The sequence below is a fragment of the Sediminibacterium sp. GW821-FHT12F12 genome (assembly GCF_058806635.1).
Genome location: NZ_JBXAPW010000011.1, coordinates 30,379 through 51,180, shown reverse-complemented (window position 1 = coordinate 51,180; position 20,802 = coordinate 30,379). Strand labels below are relative to the sequence as shown.

Below are 20,802 nucleotides of genomic sequence, written 5' to 3'. Positions count from 1 at the left end.
TTGGATATTGGATTATGTCAGTGCTGTTTCTGGCAGCACCCGAAATAAAGATATTACAAATTCCGCACCTTTTCCACGGGTAGAATGTACTTCTATCTTTCCGCCATGTTTCTGGATGATCTTGTATACGATCGATAAGCCCAGTCCCGTACCCTCGCCCACATCTTTGGTAGTAAAGAAAGGGTCAAAGATTTTTTGCCGCACTTCATCTGTCATACCCATACCCGTATCACGGATACTGATCTCCATCCGGTCTTCTATATCTCTGGTACTGATGGTGATAGACTCTTTTTCCGACTGTTCTTCCTTTTCCTTGATGGCCTGTATGCCATTGCTCAGGATATTCATGAATACCTGGTTCAGTTTGCCCGGGAAACACTCGATCTCACCCTGCGCCTGAAAATCTTTTTGGATGGTAATATTCGGCGGCAGGGCATTTTTTAAGAGCACAATGGTGGATTCTATGCCCTCATGTACATTAACGGTTTTTACCTCACTCTCATCCAACCGGCTGAATGTACGCAGGCCCAGCACAATTTCGGCCGTACGCTCCGCCCCTTCCTGTATGCCTTTTACCAGGCTGTCAATCTCTGTTCTCACATACCCCAGATCAATCTGTTTTTTCAGTTTCTCTATCTCGGTTAATTTAACGGGGATCTCCTCTGCAGAAGCGGTATGTAATTGTTCATACGCATCAATCACTTCTACCAGATCATTGATATCGAGTTGCAGGGGTTTGATATTTGACTTTACAAAATTGATCGGGTTATTGATCTCATGGGCAATACCGGCCGTTAGCTGACCGAGTGATGCCATTTTCTCCGCTTCTACCAGTTGCGACTGGGTATCTTTCAGGTTCTGTAAAGTATCACTCAGGTTTTCATTGGTAGCCTGCAGTTCTTCGGTTCTTTCGGCCACTTTTCTTTCAAGTACAATATTCTGGTCACGTACCAGTTTTTCATTTTCGAGGGAGGCTTTCAGGGCTTCTGCCTGTGATTGTTCTTTTTCTTTACGCAGGGCATTGATCTTATCCGCCAGGGCGATGGATAAAAGCGCTACTTCCAGTGCAGAACCGAGATAGATAGTATAAGTGGTAAAATTATTATACGGCAGCAGCGACAGGTTGCGGAAAATGAGGATACAGAAAGATACCAGCAACAGCAGCCAGGCGAATAAATAGAAATAAGCCGCCTTAAATCCTTTGCGGGCAATGATCACACTGGTAGCCAGTACAGATACCACACTTACCAAACCATTATAATTCAGGATGGCATAACTGATACCCGGTAACGATAACAAAGAACAGAGTAACCCGGCCACATACACCGAAGCAAGTAACAGTAACCAGCGATGCAGTTTGGGCGTATAAAATTTCGTTCGTAAAAAGTGAATACTGAAAAGGAGTCCGCTTAAAGCAGAAAACGTAGAGGTGAATACCACCGCATAACGGTTAAGCCAGGCCTGTTCGGGCCAGAGATAACGGTAGCCATAACCTGCCACCGTAACCTGCGCCAGTGCCAGACAAAAGATATAAATGATATAATACAGGTAACTGTTATCGCGCGTACCATAAAACAGGAACAGGTTATACAGGAACATCACTGCCAGCACACCCAGGTATAAACCTGTTACAATGGTCTGTATATTAATGGAGTTATGTAATGCATCATAGGTATGCACTTCGGCCGGAACAATAATGGGGTGTTCGCTGTACACATGCAGCAGGTAGCGGCGTTGGTTACCCGGTGCCAGCTGCAGATCGTATACAAGGTTGGGAGAACCGGCTATAACAGCGGCAGAATGGATTTCGGTACCCTGCCGGCCCAGCATCCGCGTCCGGTTGCTATCAGCCGCATACAGGCTTACCTGCGACAGATTGGGATAAGCAATATTCAACAATAAGGTAGGCGAAACAGAACTGTTCTGCACCGTAAAACGGAACCAGGCATTTTTGACAGCGCCGCTAAACACGGGAATATTGCCCTTCAGCTGCACAAAACCCGTTGATTGGTTTACCTGTGCTGCCGTAAGCTGATTGGTAGGATCTACCAACTGCTCCAGCGAAGCGGACACAAAAGAAGAACTTTGCTGATCAGTAATGCGGATAACCTGCGCCTGGCTGCCGGAAAAAAGAACCAGTAGTAACAACCCTAATAAACAGCTCCTTTTCCCGGCAATGCCATGAAAAGGATTTTGTTTTACCAGCCTTACAAAAAAGCCGCTACCATACATAGGGAACTATCATTTTTGTTCGCTGCTTATACTGCAGGTACTCGTTGCCGAAACGATCGGTCAGTTCTTTTTCTTCAATGCCGATGCGCACGTAATAAGCGATCATCATGGCCATACAAGATATAATAAATCCCGCCAAACTTCCCAATACCACCCCACCTGCTACAATGGCCAGAAAAGCGCCGGTATAACTGGGATGACGTACAATGCTGTACGGACCGGTTGTGATCAGGCTATGATCGTCGCGGATCTGTACGGTAGCCGTGAAATATTTGCCAAGGTACCGAACGGCCATGGCCCTGAAAACAATACCGGCTACTATCATGCCTGCACCCATAAAAAACACCCAGTCATAGCCATCTTTTTCCGGTAAAAAATACGCCCAGTGAACCACAGGCACTACCACGCTCACCAGCGACATAGCGAGGATCAGGATCACCGAAAAACGATCGCTGTTCTGCTGGTCGCTGGTTTCTTTAAGGCTTACCGGTGGTTGGGTTAGCCAGATGGCAATACTGCCCGCAATGATCAGCAGGATCTTGGGATGCAGGATTAAGGCAGGCTTACCTAATAAAGGAAGAATTACCATCAGGATATTGCTGATGGCGGCTAATACGATCTTTCTCATCCAGGTTGTTTTTCTTGCACCGCTTCAAATGGTGCATAGTCAATTTTATATTCATCCGGGTTGGCAGAGGGCAGAGAAAGCTGGTAATGAATACTGATCTGGTGATTTTTGAAAGGAGATTTTTCCTTCCCGATATGCTCCGGATGATTGCGCAGGTAAAAGATCTTTTCCCGCTCACGGGGATGTGCGGCCCCTAAACTGATCAGGTCATCCGAATACAGGGCCGTGGCAATCAGGTCTATTTTGGGGTAATAAAAAGTGCCTTTATTACCTATTTCCGTCAGCAATTTGCCCCCGATCCAGTCTTTGAACCGGACCGTAGTAGGCGAGCAAAGCGAGAACATGGTATTCACCCCTATCTGGCTGGCCAGGGCTACGGCAACACGTGAGGGAAACAGACTACCGATCCCAAAACCGGCCACTTCGCGCGAGTTCCACAAACCCGATAGCTCTGCAGCACCATTCCGGGCTTTCTCCCGGACGATTTCATAAATGCGGGGATCCAGTTTACCCGTAGCTTCTTCTATCGGTAAAGGATGAATGCCATCTGCCACCTGTATACGCGCACCGCCATATAGCTTCTCCCCATCCAGGGTTTCTACCACAATCACAAAAATGGCGGGGTTAAAGATCCAGTCGTCAGTATTGGTGGTGATATTTTCGATCCCGTATATAGACAATACCTTCCTGTGGCCGGCAATAAACTTGCGGCAGGTTACAGGATCATCTATTGCCCTGAATGCACGTATCCTGATCTCAGTATCAAAAGTTGGGGGGCCATTCATCACAATCAGTGTTATTCTCTACAAAATAACAAAACTATATTCGTTTGTTTGACTATTATTGTATAAACGTATGTTTTTGTTAGATTTACGGTATTGAACAACCAAACGACCGAAACCCCCAGTCAAGTCATGGAAGAGAAAAAGATCAATGTTTTGTATATAGATGATGAGCCCAACAACATCACTTCGTTCAGGGCCGCATTCCGCAGAACCTTTAACATTTATTCAGCCGAATCAGCCGAAGAAGGCAGGAAGATCCTGGAGATAGAACCCATAGAAGTGATCCTCAGCGACCAGCGGATGCCTAAGATGACGGGCATAGAATTCTTTCAATCCATCCTGACAACACATCCCGATCCGATCCGGATTCTGATTACGGGTTATACCGATATCAATGCCGTGATCGATGCCATCAATATCGGCCAGGTGTACAAATACCTCACCAAACCCTGGATAGAACATGAGGTAAAAAGTTCGATCCTGAATGCGTTTGAAGTATTTGAACTGAGAAGGCAGAACCGCGAGCTGACCGAGAAACTCATGGAAGCCAACAAAAAACTGGAGTTCCTGGCCAGGCAGAACCTGCTGTCTTAAATACCCCAACACTAACATTCGTTTGTTTTAAGGAATCATTGTTTTAGCTTTAAGAGATAATAGCATCCTTATGAAAACAACTGCCACCCTTTGTATAGCTGTTATCCTGGCACTGGTATCATTTACCGCTTTCCAACCCAAGCCAGCCACTTCACTTACCGGTGCCTGGGGATACGGTACACCCGAAAACCGGACTGTGATGATCTGCACCAACACGGTATTCTCCGTGGTCCGATACAATATTACCGGCAAAGAATTTCTCCATTCCTATGGAGGTACCTGGTACCTAATGGGCAATCAACTGATCCAGAGAATTGAATGGAATTCGAAAGACAGTACACAGGTGGGCAAAGAAATCCGTTACAATATCCGTTTAACTGACGATGCATTAACCATTGAAGGCTCTGCTGAAACCTGGCAACGACTGGACGATGGCGGCCACCCTGAACTGGCGGGTGCATGGGTCATTACCGGCACATACAGCAACGACAAACTGTCCAGACGTGCCAACGCTTTTTATCCCCGCAGAACCATGAAGATCTTATCAGGTAAATATTTTCACTGGATCGCCTACCATATCACCAACAAACAATTTATTAACGCCGGTGGCGGATCCTATACTGCCGTTAATGGCAGATACACGGAAAATATTGAATTCTTTACCAAAACAGCAGCCAGTGTTGGTAAAACACTTTCTTTTGATTATTCTATTACCAATGGCGACTGGCGTCATCGTGGCGAAAAATCTACCGGCGGACTGATGGATGAGTGCTGGACCAAAAGGGAATTACTGGAAAACTGATTCGGCAAAACCATGTCCAACCGGCCATAGCTTTTCTGAAAAAATCTATAAGCCAACTCTTCCTGAACGCAACACTATCCGTAAGTGTACATTGGTACCAAAAAAACGGGCAGCCTGGAAAAGCACCCGTGATTGAACTATATAAACATGAGAAAAAAACAGTAATTGCCGGATTTGTAAAATAACCCGGCACTGTTTTCAGGCAGCACCGGGAACGGTTATATAAAAAACAGGGGTAACACTTCAAATGCCGGCGCATCACATCATCTCACAAACCTGGTACACTCAGAGATCCCTTCCCCTGACCCTGGTTACGGATGCTGCCGTGTGGAAAATACCACCCTGCCTTCTCAGATATATGAGAAGAAAATGAAAGCCAACCCTACGGAAATTTGCGGTTATTTGATATGAGTTGCCAATATTACGGCCATCACTTTTATCAGTTCAGAACGAAGGTATTTTAGTGAAAGGGTCATTTTCTTTTCAACAGTTTTTACGGAAATATCCATATGTTCAGCAATTTCCTGACACGACATTTGTTGTTCGCGCCTCAACAGGTAAATCAATTGCTGATCTTCCGGAAGTGCTTTGATCAGTTCCACCAGCTTGGTCTGCAGTTCCTTGAATATTAATGGATCTGCGGATAACAGTTCATTTGAGGCCAATCCAAGCCTTTCAAAAAACTGCGCATCCACTTTCCTGGCCTGGTAAGCTTTTAGTGCCGCATTCCGCAGAGCGCGGTTGAGGTAAGCACCCAGGTTACGAATATCCAATCCGGTTCTGTATTTCCACAATGCCATAAAGGTTTCCTGCACGGCATCTTCGGCCCCTTCTTTTACACCCAGTATCTTAAATGCGCGTATATACAACTCGTCAAAATACCTGTTATACACTTGTGCAAAAGCCGTTTCCTTTCCAAGGCGCAGCCCTTCCACCAATTGTTGTTCAGTACTGTCGGTATCGTATAATTTCTCTGGCATACAGCCTTATAAATGTAAAACAATTCTCTGTTCCGGATAACAGCATGTGATCAAATTATGATTTTTTTTGCCGGTTTTATATGTGTTTCCTACACATCATTGATAGCAGATTTCGTTAGTGTGTTACCTGTTCTCAGTCGCTCAGATAACACCCTAACAAAAAAATAGCTACCACTAAATGTGATAGCTATCAACTGTAACAAAACAACCCCATATTTTACAACCGGACCTTATAACCGGTTTTCTATCGCATGTATCGCGTGAATGGTTTTGATGACCGCGTCCGGGGTTACAGAAATACTGTCAATGCCCTTTTCTACAAGAAACTGTGCAAACTCCGGATAATCACTGGGTCCCTGGCCACAGATGCCCACTGTTACCCGTGCTTCTTTCGCTGCATCAATCAGCATCCCGATCATTCTTTTTACCGCTTCATTCCGCTCATCATAAATATGCGCCACCAGGGCTGAATCGCGGTCCAGCCCCAATGTCAGTTGTGTCAGGTCGTTGGAACCAATCGAAAATCCGTCTACCTGCTGCGCAAATTCTTTTGCAAGTATGATGTTTGATGGCACTTCTGCCATCAGGTATAAAAAGAGATGATTTTTCCCACGCGCAAGACCAAATTCGGCCATAGTTTTTTGCACCTTGCCAAGTTCTTCCACGGTACGGCAAAAGGGAATCATTACGGCCACATTATGCAGTCCCATTTTTTCGCGCACATACCGGATGGCCGCGCATTCCAATCCAAAAGCCGCTTTATACTCCAGAGAGTAATATCGCGATGCCCCTCTCCAGCCAATCATGGGATTTTCTTCCCGGGGTTCAAAATAGTTTCCTCCAAGCAGGTGATAGTATTCGTTGCTTTTGAAATCAGAGAACCGAACGATCACTTTTTCCGGGTAAAATGCCGCCGCTATTCTCGCTATTCCATACGAAAGCTTCTGAACAAAAAAATCTTCTTCATCCACATACCCCTGTATTTTTTTCCTGATCGCTTCAGACAAATCCGCGTCATGTAATGCCCGGTGCGTTAACAAAGCCAATGGGTGTACCTGAATGTAATTGTTGATAATAAATTCCTCCCTTGCAAGTCCCACTCCTTGATGAGGCAGGTGCGAAAACTGGAAGGCCATTGAGGGCGATGCCACATTCAGCATCAGTTTTGTTTTAACAGGTGGCAGTTCACTTAATTTTGTTTCAATCAGCGTATGCGTTAGTCTTCCCTCATATACAAAACCATCCTCCCCCTCTGCGCAGGAGGCTGTTATCAATTGACCATTTTTAAGCAGTTCCGTTGCATTACCGCAACCTACAATAGCCGGAACACCCATTTCTCTTGCTACAATGGCGGCATGGCAGGTTCTTCCTCCTTTATTGGTGATGATGGCAGCGGCTTTTTTCATCACAGGTTCCCAATCCGGATCAGTCATATCCGTTACCAGAACATCCCCTTCCGAAAAATCATGTCCTTCCATAACCCGTTTGTCGAGCGAGTACATAATACTGACATTGCCCGATGCGATCTTATCGCCAACCGCTATTCCTTTCAGCAGTAATTTACCGGCTCTCTTTTCATTGTCCATCCTGTATTCAACAAAGCTGTCGTGGTTTTTTCTTGAATGAATCGTTTCAGGCCTGGCCTGCACCACAAACAATTCCTGCGTTAACCCATCAACAGCCCATTCTACATCTACCGGGCACCAATGTTGTTTAACGGATGTGTAGTAGTTTTCAATAATACACACCCACTGAGCCAGCTGAATAATCCGGTCATCCGTAAGGCAGAATTTTTGTTGCGCGTTTTTTTCAACCGGGATAATTTTAACACGCTCATCGGGGTCATCTCCATATACCATCATTTTATCTTTCACTCCCATCTTTTTTTCGATGATCGGAATATAGGGTTCCTGTAACATGGGTTTGAATACGATAAATTCATCCGGAGACACCGCGCCCTGTACAATCATTTCTCCCAATCCATAACTCCCGTTAATCACCACCACATCTTTAAATCCCGATTCCGTATCCAGGGAAAATGCAACACCGGAACTCCCCAGGTCGGCCCTGACCATTTTTTGTACACATACCGACAGTTTTACCTGAAAATGTTCATAATGAAAAGTTTCGCGGTAGCTGATTGCCCTGTCGGTAAACAAAGAAGCAAAACAATTTCTTACTGCATCAATTAAAGATGCCGGGCCACGCACGTTAAGGTAGGTTTCTTGTTGTCCCGCAAAACTGGCATCCGGAAGATCCTCTGCCGTTGCCGATGAACGAACGGCTACATCGGTCATCTCCTGTTCGTACCGGGCAGACAATTCGTAATAAGCGTCGATTATTTCCTGGCTGAGATCTTTGGGAAATTTGCTGTTACGGATCAATTGCCTCACCTGCAAACCGCAGCGTCGCAAAGATTCCAGGTTGCTGTAATCAATACCCTTAACCAACTGCCGGATAATTTCATCCAGTTGATTATGCCTGATAAACCGGTCATAGGCATTAACGGTGATGACAAATCCCCCGGGTATATTTACCCCTGAAGCGGTAAGGTGTTGCAGCATCTCGCCCAGTGACGCATTTTTACCACCTACCAAAGCAATATCGCCGATTCCTACCTCCTCCAGTTTACAGATACAATTTTCATTTTTCATCTATATGGTTGCTTTATATATTAGGTAATACAAATCCGATAAAAGAGGGGGGAAAGTAGACACAATCCCCCGTGGCTCTTCTTGTTACTCATGAGAAAACATCGGTATTTTCCTACCCACCGAACTTGTAGGAAAAAGAAAATCTAAATATTTTTCCAAGTATATTACTGCGATAGGTAGTTATCTGGTTCTCGCTTCTGAACTGCATAAAAGAAGATACATTGTCTAGTATATTTTTTCCCTGCAAGCTGATTTCTCCCTGGCGCTTGTTAAATATTTTTTTTGACAGAGCCGCGTTCCACATCACCGAACTGTTTCCCGGCAAAAGATGCTGCTCTCCATCAATTTGCCAGAAACAATCCGAAGTAATCCTCCAATCCGATGGCAATAACCAGGTAATGTCTGAGAAATATTGCTGTGCCAGGAATTGCGTGTTCAATTCCTTTCTGCTACTATACCTGGAAATGGTATATTCTACACCGGCTCTGCAGGTCATAAAAAACTTATCAGAAAAACCAAGTCTTACACCCAGGTTCTTTCTGAGAATCAGGTCATTTCTGGCCGTTTCAACCTTATTCATAAAACTAAGATCATGCCTGTACCCGATAAAAGTTTCCACATCCCCTTTTGCCTGTTTATCAGCACCCAACAAAAAATTATAGTTTGCATTAACAGAAACAGAACAGGGACCACTCGCATTGATATATTGGTATTGCTGAACACCTGATGGAAAAATGGTTATGTCTGGCACAATCGCATGCTTTACATAAGCAGCATCCAGCAGTACCCACAAGCTCCGGAACTTTTTTGTATTTGCGCTTTGCAGTTCAAGCTTCAATCCATGGCCCGTTCCTGGCACCAACCACGGGTTCCCTTTTTGTATAAAAAAAGGATTCGTCAGGTCTGTTAGTGGCTGTAACTGTTCCATCTCCGGGGGCAGGCCTGACACCGTATATTTGATATTCATGTTACAGCTTTTGCTCAATTCCAGCATTACGGCTACCTGTGGATTCAGGCGGGAGCTTTTGCTCTCAAGAAATACCCCTGTAGCGTTGTTCTGATTCATCATCGAAATAATATTCGCACTCATTCCCAATTGGTACCGCAATCTTCCGGCAACAAGGTTGTACCCAAGAATGAAGTTCCGCACCAACTGTTTTTTTGTAAAATCATGAGTGGTGATCGTGTCGGTTATATCATAGAATCCTGTTATCGGGTTATACCTGTAGCCCTTGTTATCCGTATTATTTCTTCCTGATTCCTGTTGATATTCAACACTAATAGCCTGTCGCTTACCAATCGGTTCCGCATACTGGATTCTAAGGTCGCTTTGAAATTCCTTGTTGCGCAATCCTGTCTTTTGATCTATAACCGTATTCAGTATGCTGCCATTTGCCGGATCGAGAAAACTTAACCGTGTATTCAATCCTGTGTGATTCCTCTTCCGTTGAATCATGTTCGAGATTGTTATAGTCAGCATTCTGCCGGGTTTGTAAAACCTGTGCTGAAACATGATGCTGTTTGTGAGCCGGTTTTGAATGAGCCCACTACCGTTCGCTGTAACCCCTTTACTCACTGTATAAGTAGCCGGTGGTTTTAAAAAATCAACAATAGAAGAAGAAGAGAATTCTCCATTATTACTTAAGTAACTAAAGGCAGAAACAACCGATACCTTGTTCAATGAATCAATGGCCCAGTTTGTTGTTTGGCTTATATTATTACTAATTACGGTATTGAGACTGCTACTTTCTTTGCTTTCTGACACTGTTGTATCAGAAACAAAAGTTTCATTCTTCGAATATGTGAGCTGATTTGTTTGGAACTTAGTCAGGGAATTTGACAGAGACAGAGTGACTTTCTTTCCAATATTTTTTCTTACATGAAAGTTCATTGAATTTTCTTGTTTCAGTTTGTCCCCGGAACTTCCGGCAGTTGCTACCACCAGTGGATCTTTCAGGAAATTGATCAGTTTTGCTTCAAATAAATGAGTTTGGGCCGTTCCAAAACCACCTTGCAGTGCCCAGGCTGAGGTAAGTTTTTTATCTTTTTTCAGTTTCAGGTTCACTGTTTTCCCGGGATTCATGTCAGGCACACCAGAAAACTTTGAGAAATCGCTTTTCGTGTTCATGATTTCTACCTGTGCCAGGATATCAGCTGTCAGATTGCGGGTAATCATTTTGAGGTCTTTTAAAAAAATCTCTTTCCCATCTATCAATATTTTCTCAACTTTTTTACCATTAGCTAAAATATTACCCGACTTATCTACTTCTATACCGGGCAGTTTTTCCAGAAACTCTTCAACGGTTGCATAAGGGTTTGTGCGAAAGGCCCCGGCATTGTATACCAGTGTATCGCTCTTAACAATCACAGGCGGAATGGTAGATTTTACTACAACTTCAATCAGGTCAACGGAAGGTACCATACGTATTTGCTGAAAAGGTGGCATGCTGTCTTCTACCCGAATTATTTTAGAAGATATATATGTCTGGTACCCGATATGATTACCCACCAATATATAATCCCCGGCCGGAACCTTCTGAAATAAAAAACCCTTTTTACCCATTAATACCTGTTTAATGATGCTGGTACCCGGTAAAAGAACCAAGGTAACACTAGCCTGCTCCAACACAGTTCCTGTTATCGAATCAGTAACGGCACCTTGTATCGTCTGGTATCTTCCTTGTGCCCCTGCATATTTGCAACAGGTCAGCATGAGCAACATACACAACAGGCATCTGAACATTTTGCAAACCATAAATTACCTTTATCCTACTTCACGGGATATTTCACACGAGCCTTGTGCGGATATTTCTTTTGTGCCAAATCTTTGCTCCTGTATCCGGTCGTAAATCTTAACATAGTCCGGATGCTCTGTTTTCAGCATCCTGTCCCATACCCTGAAATACAAACTATAATTTCCTTTAAATTTCTGGTGATGCAGGTTATGGTAGGTAGATGAATTGAGTATCTCAAACCAGATACTGTTCCTGAATCCTTTGGGCATGATTTCATAACCAAGGTGACCGTATACATTGATCACAAATGACACAAACGTAAACAGCAAAATAACAGACGGATGCATGGGCAATACCAATACCAGCACAATAACCACTGCCCCTTCAGCAAGTGCCTCAATAAAATGAAATGAATAGGAACTCCAGGGAGATGGGTTGTTTGACTGGTGATGTACAAGGTGTGTGTATTTAAAAATGCGTTCGTGATGCATCGCCCTGTGGATCCAGTAAAAATAAGCATCATGTACCACCAGACTCAATACCAGGCTCAGGGGGATCCACCAGTACGGATAATCGCCCAGTTCCTCGTATACCAGTGTGTATGGACGCAACCAGCTCGATAACGCAACCACTGCCATAATTGCCAGCATAACACTTGATACTGATGAATGCATGATCTCGCGGATAAAATCCTTTTTTTGGGCATACCGTTGCTGAATCTTGGCTTTATTGAGTTTTCTGGCAAGCCCATAATAAAACAGCCCGAAAGCTGACCCTGCAATCAAAAAATAACGCAGGATCGTAACCGCAAACGTTACGGTAAGGTCGTGAATCAGTTGTATCATATAGTTGAGTTGTTATGAGAGTTCCCAGGTACCCTTATATATTTTTTTCAGAGAGGAAAAGTTGGCAGAGAGATAAATAATACACAGTAAAAACTCGCTTATCTGTATCAGCAGAATCCCGTCTATTACTGTAAGCGTTACAACTGCAGGTGTAATGGTAAGCAGGTTTAATGCCCCGGACAGCAGGTAAAAGGCAGTATACGGTATCAGAAATTTCAGGCTCTTCCGGTACAGGTATACCATCGGCAAAAAAAACAGTACACCCAGGTAACTTCGCCAGGTAACAGGGAAATCTCCCTGTAAAAGCCATCTCCAATGCATCACAAGCAATACCAATAATAGGATGATTACCACCAGCATCTTTTTTTTCTGTTTAGGCATACTATATAAGTTTATATTGAGTAAAGCGGATTAAGAAATGGCCATCAGTATCGGGTATCGGAACCCCGATGCTGATGTTTATTTATTCCGTTGACAATTTTGCATCCATTGTTTTATCAATTCTTGATATCAAGTCGGAAAAATGTCTCTTGCTTGCTTCATTCGTTGCTTTTGCCAGCGTCTTGTGAAGTTCGCTTCTGAGCAAAGCCATATCTGACCGGCACAAAGTGAATATATCCGTTTCGGTCATGGCCGGAACATTTGACAAAAGCACATTCTGCAGGTTGGCGATATAACTTTTCTGAAGGCTTCTCCTGTAAGGATCGCTGACATTTCCGGTTGGCAGTTCTCTCCAGATAATCTTGTGCAAGGCCGCGAGGTATTGTTCTACGGAGTAAGCCTGTTCTTTGAACTGTATCTGGTTAGCAAGTATTTTACCCATTTTATCATAATCCATTAACGAGTTCAGTGCTTTCACCTGCAAGTCTTCAATAAAATTGGGCTGTGCGGGTTCATTCACTTTACTGGTTACTTTCGGGTTAAATAACCATTCAGGTGTAGTAAAAAGATGTTTGTCAAAAAAATTGATCGCTTCTTTATGATAGGCAATACTAACCGGTTGTATCACTTCTCCCGGCTGATCTTCGCTTTTGGGTGTAATCATAACACCCCCTATGTATTTGTTTACATGCCCGATATAACGGCTATACTGGTTTTTTAATGCTTTGTACATATTATCCAGGTTGCCATAAATACCTCCTTCCTCATAGGTCCACTCGGGCAGGTTAGGCAATATTCGCTGGAGATTCCTGATACCATAGTCACCGGCCTTCATCGGATTATCACCTATATCTTCTACCTGGCAACGGGGATCCGTTTTTTTCTCCTCACCATCCCCAAACCAAAGCCTTTTATTTTTAGAAGTGCGGTCCACGATCAGCTGGCGCATGATCTTTTTATCCTCATCAAATCCTATAGCTCCGGCATATTTATACCCCCATTCAATAGCCCATTTATCATACTCCCCGATACCGGGAAAAAGATATTTTGCGGGGATCTTGTCTTCCGGTTGTGCCACGTAATTAAACCGTGCATAATCCATTATACTGGCAGTATGCCCATGTTGCTCCAGATAGGTTTTACTTCTCAGGCTATCTACCGGTGTCTGGCTGCTGCTGCCAAAATTATGTCGTAGCCCCAGTGTATGGCCTACTTCATGACTGCTTACAAAACGGATCAGCTCTCCCATCAATTTGTCGTCAAATACGGGTTTTCTTGCCGCGGGGTCTGTAGCTGAGGCCTGAATAAAATACCATTCCTGCAATAGTTTCATGATATTATGATACCACCCGATATTTGTTTGAATGATTTCGCCACTTCTTGGATCGTGTATCTGGGGGCCATAAGCATTGGTTATAGGCGAAGGCAGGTATCTTACAAATGAATACCGTGCGTCTTCCATACTCACGGTACTGTCGCCTTCCTCCAGCCACTCTTTTCCCTGTATGGCATTTTTAAAACCTGCCTGCTCAAAAGCTTTCTGCCAGTCGTTGATGCCTGCTATCAGATAAGGCCTCCATTGTTTGGGTGTTGCAGGATCGATATAAATAATAATCGGCTTCTGTGGTTCAACCAGCTCACCTCTTTTCCACTTCTGCATGTCTTCATCCCGAGGCTCGAGCCTCCAGCGAAGAATGAAATTCCGTTGCTCTACTTTCTGCTGGTTATCGCGAAAATTATATTCATAGTCGGCGAAGTATCCGACACGCGGATCAAAAGTTCTTTGTTTCATCGGCACTTCGGGTAATGCGATAAAAGATGTATTGGTAGTAATGGTTGCGGGCCAGCCAGCAGGGATCCCTACATCAAAATTCCCCATGGTCCTGCCATTTTTACTGAGCGTGATCTCCACATTAACAGGGAAAGCACGAACCGATTCTACAAGCATATCTCTTACCTGTTTCGCATCCATATACTTATTCATCAACGGATTTTCCACATCATTAAATAAGCTGTTGGCTGTTTTAATATACTGGCTTACATCAAATACATAACTGCCCTCCTTGCCATACGCTTTTATAGGGAACGATATTGCAACGGGCATGGCATAAGATTTAGTTACAGCTTTACTGATGGCATCGGCACTGTCGGCATTGGCTGCTACTGTTATGTACCGCAGTTGAATGGACGAATCAATGCTGTTTTTTACAAACTGAATAGTACGCTGCCCCAGTTCTTCGCCACTGAACACATTACTTCCACCAGGCCCCTGAACCAGGCGGTTAATCACCGCCATATGCCTGCCCAGAACTGATTCGGGAATTTCAAAATATACCGTATCCTTATACTGGTGCACGGTAAATAATCCCCTGTAACTTTTGAATGATTCGGTAATTACGGTTTCATAAGGTTTGATAACACTCCTGGGATCAAGTACCGGAGTTTTTTTGGTGGTATCTGCAATGGGCTTGGTTACAAGTTCCAATAATCGTTTCTGGCTGTTCGCTTCCCAGCTCAGCGAGATAAAAAAACTGATTAAAATAAAATATCGCATGGAATGATTTGAGTTTTGTTGATTAATAAGATCGTGACACCTGCTGAACACGGTTGATTTTACCTTCCGCTCTCGTCTACTTTCCTGTACCTTACCGCTGGCATATATTGTAACTCGTTCATAAATAAGGACGCTCTTTCCGAGGAACGGTGATCCCACAGAAAAATCAGCGACAGGGTTTTGTTCTGAAAATTTTTTGTTGTGTAATCCGCACGTTTGGCACTACCTCCGTTATCGCTTCTGAAATCAACCAGTATTCCTTGTTTTCCCTGGTTTTCCAGCATCACAAAAGCACTGTTGGCCATGGGCCGGTAAGCTTTCAGTAATACATAAGCCAACGAATCGCTGGCCGGATCCGGCATGGCCAGGGATAGGAAAACCTTCCCGGAAATGGCCGTATCCTTTATATAAAAAAAATAACCGCTGTAAGCATCCGTATTTCCTTCGTAAAATTGTTTGGAGAAATATCTCTGTTCATAATTGGCTTCCCAGGAATTGCCTTCATCGGTAATTTCCGGAAGTTTTTTCCTGGAGGGTCTCCCGCCTTCCTGGCAACTCATCAATAAAATAGCCAGTACAAAAGCAGAGGTATACGCTGCAAGTTGTTGCTTCATAAATCGGGGTTTATAATGATTGGTAAATGCTTTTTGATGAGTAATAACATGGGCAGCCTCCGGCCATACCGTTCAACGGGTTGCCTGAATCCCTTACTCAGGTCTCATCAAATATGATTACTGTTGATTTTTATTTCATGCCACGGCCGTTTAATAGCCTGGGTTCTGGGTAATATTATGATTGGCAATGATTTCAGTAAGTGGTATGGGATACAGTAACTGGTAATCCCCTAACCACGGTTGTTTCATGGGGATCTGCGACAGTACCTCATGCGCTTTCCCCGTTCGTTTCAGATCAAACCAACGATGCCCCCATTCAGCAAAAAGTTCGGTTTGTCTTTCGTGTGCCACTGCAGCAACAACCTGGTCCTGTGTTAAAGAGCCCGGTAAATCGGGTACCCCCGCTCTTTGGCGGATTGTATTCAGGTCGGTTATGGCAGCTGTGATCATATTCTGTGCAGCATTGGCTTCTGCCCTGATCAGGTATTGTTCGGCCAAACGAAGCACCATATAGTATTCTGTTGCCGGTGCGCCCGGGCTGGCATTATAAATGCCTGTTTTGTATTTAAACGGATAGTACACAAAACCCGGCAGTCCGAATGCTTTATTATCGGCACTATCCATCCAGAATTGTTTCCGTTGGTCTCCCTGCGCAAATGCTCCCAATAACTGGCTGGAAATTCCGAAAGCTACTTTTCCATTGTTACGTGGGTTGGGAATCAATACATACCCTTCGCTGGTTGCATTGCCCAACTGAACCATCGAAGTGTTTTGTTGTAACTGCCAGATCGCCTCATTGCTGTTTGCAGAAAATACCTGGTTCAGATTCCCTTCCAGTAAAAAAAGGCCGGCATTATTAAGTACAGCAGTAGAAGCGGTAACCGCTTCTGCAAAGTTTCCGGTATATAAATAAACCCTTGCCAGCAAAGCGGTTGCAGCCCATTTGTTTGGACGTATTCTCTCTCCCATTCCTGCCGAGAAATCCTCCGCCAATAACCCTGCTGCGTCTTTAAGATCTTTGATGATCTGTTTGTATATATCAGCCTGTGCTGTCCGTGTAAGGTTTGCGGTCTGGTTAAAATCAACCGTTAAAGTCATGGGAACGTCTCCGAACAGATTGGTCAGATAGAAATAAGCAAAGGCTCTTACAAATTTTGCCTCCCCTGTAACTGTTTTCCTGGCAGCCTCATGAAACGCGCCAGATTTTGATGCTGCGGCACCTTCAATAATAGCATTACACCCGTAAATCGCATCATAAGCACTTTTCCACAAAGGAACAGAGCTGGCATCATCCCGAAGCAGTTTATTGGTATTATACTTATAGATGAGCGCATTGGTCTTATGCCCATATACCAGTTCATCGGAAGACAGTCCTGTTAATAAGGTAGTAAGTCCCGTACAGAAAGAAGTATACCCTGAATTAGGCTGGCCGTCACCATTAATCAATCTCGTATAAATGCCCGCTATCGCAGCATTTGCCTGTTCATCCGTGGTAAAAACTTCCTCTGTGGTGATGGAGTTGATCGGTGGAGGAATCTCTACCATTTTCTTACAGGATGCTACACCAGCCACCATCAAAAATGAAGCAATAATATTTATAGAACGTCTATTAAAAGTTTTCATATGGTTTGTATTAGAATTGAACAGATATACCACCGGTAATAATTTTGGGAGGGGGTAATTCACCAAACAGGTGCGTCTCCGGATCAATGCCCCTGTAACGGGTAAGGATGAATAAATTCTGTGTATTGAGGAACAAACTGCAAGCACTCATTCCGGCTTTTTTAACCACCACAGAAGGGATCGTATAAGAAACCGCCAGGCTGGAGAGCCGTATAAAAGACGCATCTGAATACACACCGTCTGAGTTCATATAGTTACTCCAGTCGGCAGGGCTTGTTGTGGACGCCCTTGCGTATTTAGCTATATCGCCGGGTTTAGTCCAACGGTTATTATAATATTCCCTCGAAACATTCCTCATTTGACCTATATCCTGTGTGCCTGACATTTCATTGGCAGCTACCTGTTTTTTAAAACTGAGATGAAAGCTAAGGTTCCAGTTTCCGTACCTGATCTGATTAAATAGGCCTCCAAAAAAAACAGGGTTCAAATCCAGGGCAATGATTCTGTCATCAACTCCGGTACCGGCTTCCGTTAAATAATCAATTCGTGTGATACCATCTTTGTTCTGATCTGCAAAAGTGAATTGCCCTGTTTGAGGATCCACACCGGTATTATGAAGTACATAGATATTATTGAGCGACTGCCCAACTTTATACATATTAAAATAGGCTGAATTCTCAATGTCCGGATAAGAGAGCAGTTTATTCTTGTTGGCCGAGATATTAAAATAAACCGACCACGAAAATTTATTGCTCTTGAAAGGTGTTGCGTTCAGGGAAAATTCCCATCCGTTATTTTGAACCATTGCGGGCCAGTTTGCCAGTACGGAATTAAACCCGGTATAATAAGGCATAAATACTTCCATCAACTGATCATCGCAACGGTTCTGGTAATAAGAAAGATCCAGGTTGATTTTATTGTCCTGCAAAAGGCCGATACTTATGGCAGCTTCCAATTTTTTATTCCGCTGCCAATGATAATCCTGGTTAACCGCATGCTGGTTCACAAGTGGGGTTATTCCGTTATAAGAATAAAGGCTCCTTCCCTGAAGCTGGTTGTTCCATTGAGACAGGTATTGATAATCCTTCACGGCATCGCCGCCTGTGATACCATAACTACCCCTGAATTTCAGGAAACTGACAAAACTTGGCAGGCTTTTTTTCATCCACCCTTCTTCCGATGCTATCCAGATGATCCCGGCGGAACCAAAATTTCCATATTGTTTTCCGGGGCCAAAACGGGATGATCCATCGCGTCTTGCATTAAGGTTTATAACATATTTATCCTTCCAGTTGTATTTGATGCTGGCAAACACCGCTGCATATGTAAACTTGCCATCTGCTTCAGTAGACATTTGAAAAGGCGCATTGGTGAATGACTGTAAAAACGCATCATTGGTAAATCCGAATCCTACATGAGAAAGGGCATTGGTACTGGCAGACTGTTTACTTGCACCCGCAAATACAGCAAGTTTGCCATCCCCGATATAAGTGTTATAGTGAATCTGGGGTTCAATGATCCAGTTTGTATTCCGGTTACTGCCATAGTTCCCCATTCCCATAGGGGCCATCAGCGGATTTTGAGCAGCAATGGGTAACAGTGTGGTTAACCCATTCAATGCATGATTGTAACCTGCGTTGATGCTGAAAGTTATGCCTTTGAAAAGTTTGGCATTCAGTTTCAGATTGCTGGTGAGGAAACTGGTCTTTGATTCAAAAGTCCGTTTCAGCGACATAAAGGGATATTCGTTGGAGAAAGTTAGTCCCGCAGCATTCCATGCTGCATAGTTGAGGTCACCCTTTTCATCAAAAATATCTGGCGTATTGGGTGCCAGAGTTGGGGCACCGGTTATATTCACCGTATTAATCGCAGAATAAGAATATTTTCCTGTAAAAGATATTGAGAAACGCCCATCCATTGTACGATGATCCAGGCTGAGAGACATACCCCCTTCCTGATTAGAACCGCTTACCGTCATAATTTCGGTTTGCCGCCGATAGTTGCCTCCCAAGCGGAATGTGGTAGTTTCATTTCCGCCCAGCACAACCATATTCACATGTGTTGCTTTTCCCAGGTTGCCCCATAATGCCTTTTGCCAGTCCTGGTATCGGGTTGTATCAAAAGAAAACATATCCGGGGCATTGGAAGCATCCGGGATAATCCCGTCATTGCGGAATGCCTCCCTGCGCAATGCCAGGTATTCCTGTGTATTCAGCATATCCCAGTGACGGGTAACAGCCGTAACGCCCTGCCTGATATTGATATCAAGTTTGGTCTTACCCGGTTTGCCTCTTTTGGTGGTAATAATAATAACACCGTTTGCCCCCCTTGATCCATAAATGGCAGTCGCATCTGCATCTTTAAGCACTTCTATACTTTCAATATCTGAAGGGTTCATGTTAAAAAACGGACTCTGTGCTCCGCCTGCCGCATACACCTGTCCCTGCATAAATCCGGAAGAACCGTTTTGATAATTGTTGGCATCTCCATTTAATTCCAGGATGGTTAACGGAACGCCATCCACGATGTATAGCGGATCAGCAGTAAATGCAGGATTCACGGTATTCCTTCCTCTTATCTCCATTTTAACCCTGCCACTGGTAAGGCCCGACATTTGAGTTACATCCAGGCCCGCTACGCGCCCTACCAACGCCAGCATAGGGTTCATTACCGGTTGCTTGGCAATGTCTTCGCCTTTCACTGTAGTAATATTACCTGTCTGTAATCTTTTCGAAGTAATTGAATAAGCTCCAACCTGCAACTCATCCAGTTGGTTGGTTGATACTGCCAATCTGATTAAAACAGGATTGAATGCGGGATTGGTTGACACTTTATATTCCTGGAACTTGTAACCAGTGAAGGAAATAACCAGCACCGCATCCGGGGTAACGGACTTGATATTTACCTGTCCATTCCTGTCGGTGGTATATCCTTTATTTTTTCCTTTGATCACTACAAAAGCTCCTTCCAGGGGCTGGTTATCGGGATTTACCACGGTGATGATAAGACCCGCGGCGGCGGAACTTACCTGTTCCGGGCCTTCGTCGGGGGGCAGCGACTTTTTTTCCAGCACGGATATGATTTTACCGGTAAGGGTAAACGTAAGATGGTCCTGTGTTTTAAAAACCTGTGTAAGGGCTTCTTCAACAGATACATTGTTTAATGAAACCGCAACAGGTTTACCCTTTGACTTTACCAGGATCTCATCAAAGAAAAGATCATAGGCACTCTGTTTTTTGATCGCCTTCAGTACTTTTTCCAGCGGAGCTGATTTCTCCCTGATGGTTACCTGGGCAGAAGCCGGTATATTAGCCGATACCTGGATAATGGCTGATATCAATAAAAAGGCTGTCATTCTCATAACGAGCAGCAATT

14 protein-coding genes are annotated in these 20,802 nt (G+C 44.1%); 2 read left to right on the top strand and 12 right to left on the bottom strand.

The window, feature by feature from the left end:
* Positions 1-12 precede the first annotated feature (12 nt).
* From AC1RNB_RS14580 to AC1RNB_RS14570, 3 genes are read right to left on the bottom strand one after another with little or no spacing between them, the layout of a single operon-like run.
* Positions 13-2,232, bottom strand: coding sequence for a sensor histidine kinase (locus AC1RNB_RS14580; protein ID WP_493083944.1), 2,220 nt, complete (start codon positions 2,230-2,232; stop codon positions 13-15).
* Positions 2,222-2,860 carry a methyltransferase family protein gene (locus AC1RNB_RS14575; RefSeq protein ID WP_493083942.1) on the bottom strand — a complete coding sequence of 213 codons (639 nt, stop codon included), beginning with the start codon at positions 2,858-2,860 and terminating at the stop codon, positions 2,222-2,224. Before AC1RNB_RS14575 ends, AC1RNB_RS14580 begins: the two co-directional genes overlap by 11 nt.
* Positions 2,857-3,645, bottom strand: coding sequence for a hypothetical protein (locus tag AC1RNB_RS14570; RefSeq protein WP_493083940.1), 789 nt, complete (start codon positions 3,643-3,645; stop codon positions 2,857-2,859). Before AC1RNB_RS14570 ends, AC1RNB_RS14575 begins: the two co-directional genes overlap by 4 nt.
* 129 nt (positions 3,646-3,774) lie before the next feature.
* On the opposite strand from AC1RNB_RS14570, the gene AC1RNB_RS14565 reads away from it, so the two are divergent.
* Both AC1RNB_RS14565 and AC1RNB_RS14560 read left to right on the top strand, forming a co-directional pair.
* Positions 3,775-4,239, top strand: a complete 465-nt coding sequence (locus tag AC1RNB_RS14565) for a response regulator (protein WP_493083938.1) — start codon at positions 3,775-3,777, stop codon at positions 4,237-4,239.
* Between the two features lie 70 nt (positions 4,240-4,309).
* Positions 4,310-5,041, top strand: a complete 732-nt coding sequence (locus tag AC1RNB_RS14560) for a hypothetical protein (protein WP_493083936.1) — start codon at positions 4,310-4,312, stop codon at positions 5,039-5,041.
* A gap of 398 nt (positions 5,042-5,439) precedes the next feature.
* On the opposite strand, the gene AC1RNB_RS14555 is transcribed toward AC1RNB_RS14560, so the two are convergent.
* The 9 genes from AC1RNB_RS14555 to AC1RNB_RS14515 all read right to left on the bottom strand — a co-directional run bounded on the left by AC1RNB_RS14555 (position 5,440) and on the right by AC1RNB_RS14515 (position 20,788).
* Positions 5,440-6,021, bottom strand: coding sequence for an RNA polymerase sigma factor (locus tag AC1RNB_RS14555; RefSeq protein WP_493083934.1), 582 nt, complete (start codon positions 6,019-6,021; stop codon positions 5,440-5,442).
* Between the two features lie 230 nt (positions 6,022-6,251).
* Positions 6,252-8,675 carry a phosphoenolpyruvate synthase gene (ppsA, locus tag AC1RNB_RS14550; RefSeq protein ID WP_493083932.1) on the bottom strand — a complete coding sequence of 808 codons (2,424 nt, stop codon included), beginning with the start codon at positions 8,673-8,675 and terminating at the stop codon, positions 6,252-6,254.
* A gap of 112 nt (positions 8,676-8,787) precedes the next feature.
* Positions 8,788-11,397 carry an outer membrane beta-barrel protein gene (locus AC1RNB_RS14545; RefSeq protein WP_493083930.1) on the bottom strand — a complete coding sequence of 870 codons (2,610 nt, stop codon included), beginning with the start codon at positions 11,395-11,397 and terminating at the stop codon, positions 8,788-8,790.
* 42 nt (positions 11,398-11,439) lie between these two features.
* Positions 11,440-12,255 (bottom strand): sterol desaturase family protein, encoded by an 816-nt coding sequence (locus AC1RNB_RS14540; protein ID WP_493083928.1) that lies wholly within the window; start codon positions 12,253-12,255, stop codon positions 11,440-11,442.
* 12 nt (positions 12,256-12,267) lie between these two features.
* The gene (locus AC1RNB_RS14535; protein WP_493083926.1) at positions 12,268-12,636 is read right to left on the bottom strand and encodes a hypothetical protein; all 369 of its coding nucleotides are present in this window, start codon (positions 12,634-12,636) and stop codon (positions 12,268-12,270) included.
* An 82-nt stretch (positions 12,637-12,718) separates the two neighbouring features.
* Positions 12,719-15,190: a zinc-dependent metalloprotease gene (locus AC1RNB_RS14530; protein ID WP_493083924.1), complete on the bottom strand. Its 2,472-nt coding sequence runs from the start codon at positions 15,188-15,190 to the stop codon at positions 12,719-12,721.
* 59 nt (positions 15,191-15,249) lie between these two features.
* Positions 15,250-15,804: a hypothetical protein gene (locus AC1RNB_RS14525; RefSeq protein WP_493083922.1), complete on the bottom strand. Its 555-nt coding sequence runs from the start codon at positions 15,802-15,804 to the stop codon at positions 15,250-15,252.
* A gap of 150 nt (positions 15,805-15,954) precedes the next feature.
* Positions 15,955-17,427, bottom strand: coding sequence for a RagB/SusD family nutrient uptake outer membrane protein (locus AC1RNB_RS14520; RefSeq protein WP_493083920.1), 1,473 nt, complete (start codon positions 17,425-17,427; stop codon positions 15,955-15,957).
* A 10-nt stretch (positions 17,428-17,437) separates the two neighbouring features.
* On the bottom strand, positions 17,438-20,788 hold the full coding sequence (locus tag AC1RNB_RS14515) for a SusC/RagA family TonB-linked outer membrane protein (protein ID WP_493083918.1): 3,351 nt from the start codon (positions 20,786-20,788) through the stop codon (positions 17,438-17,440).
* Between the last annotated feature and the right edge of the window lie 14 nt (positions 20,789-20,802).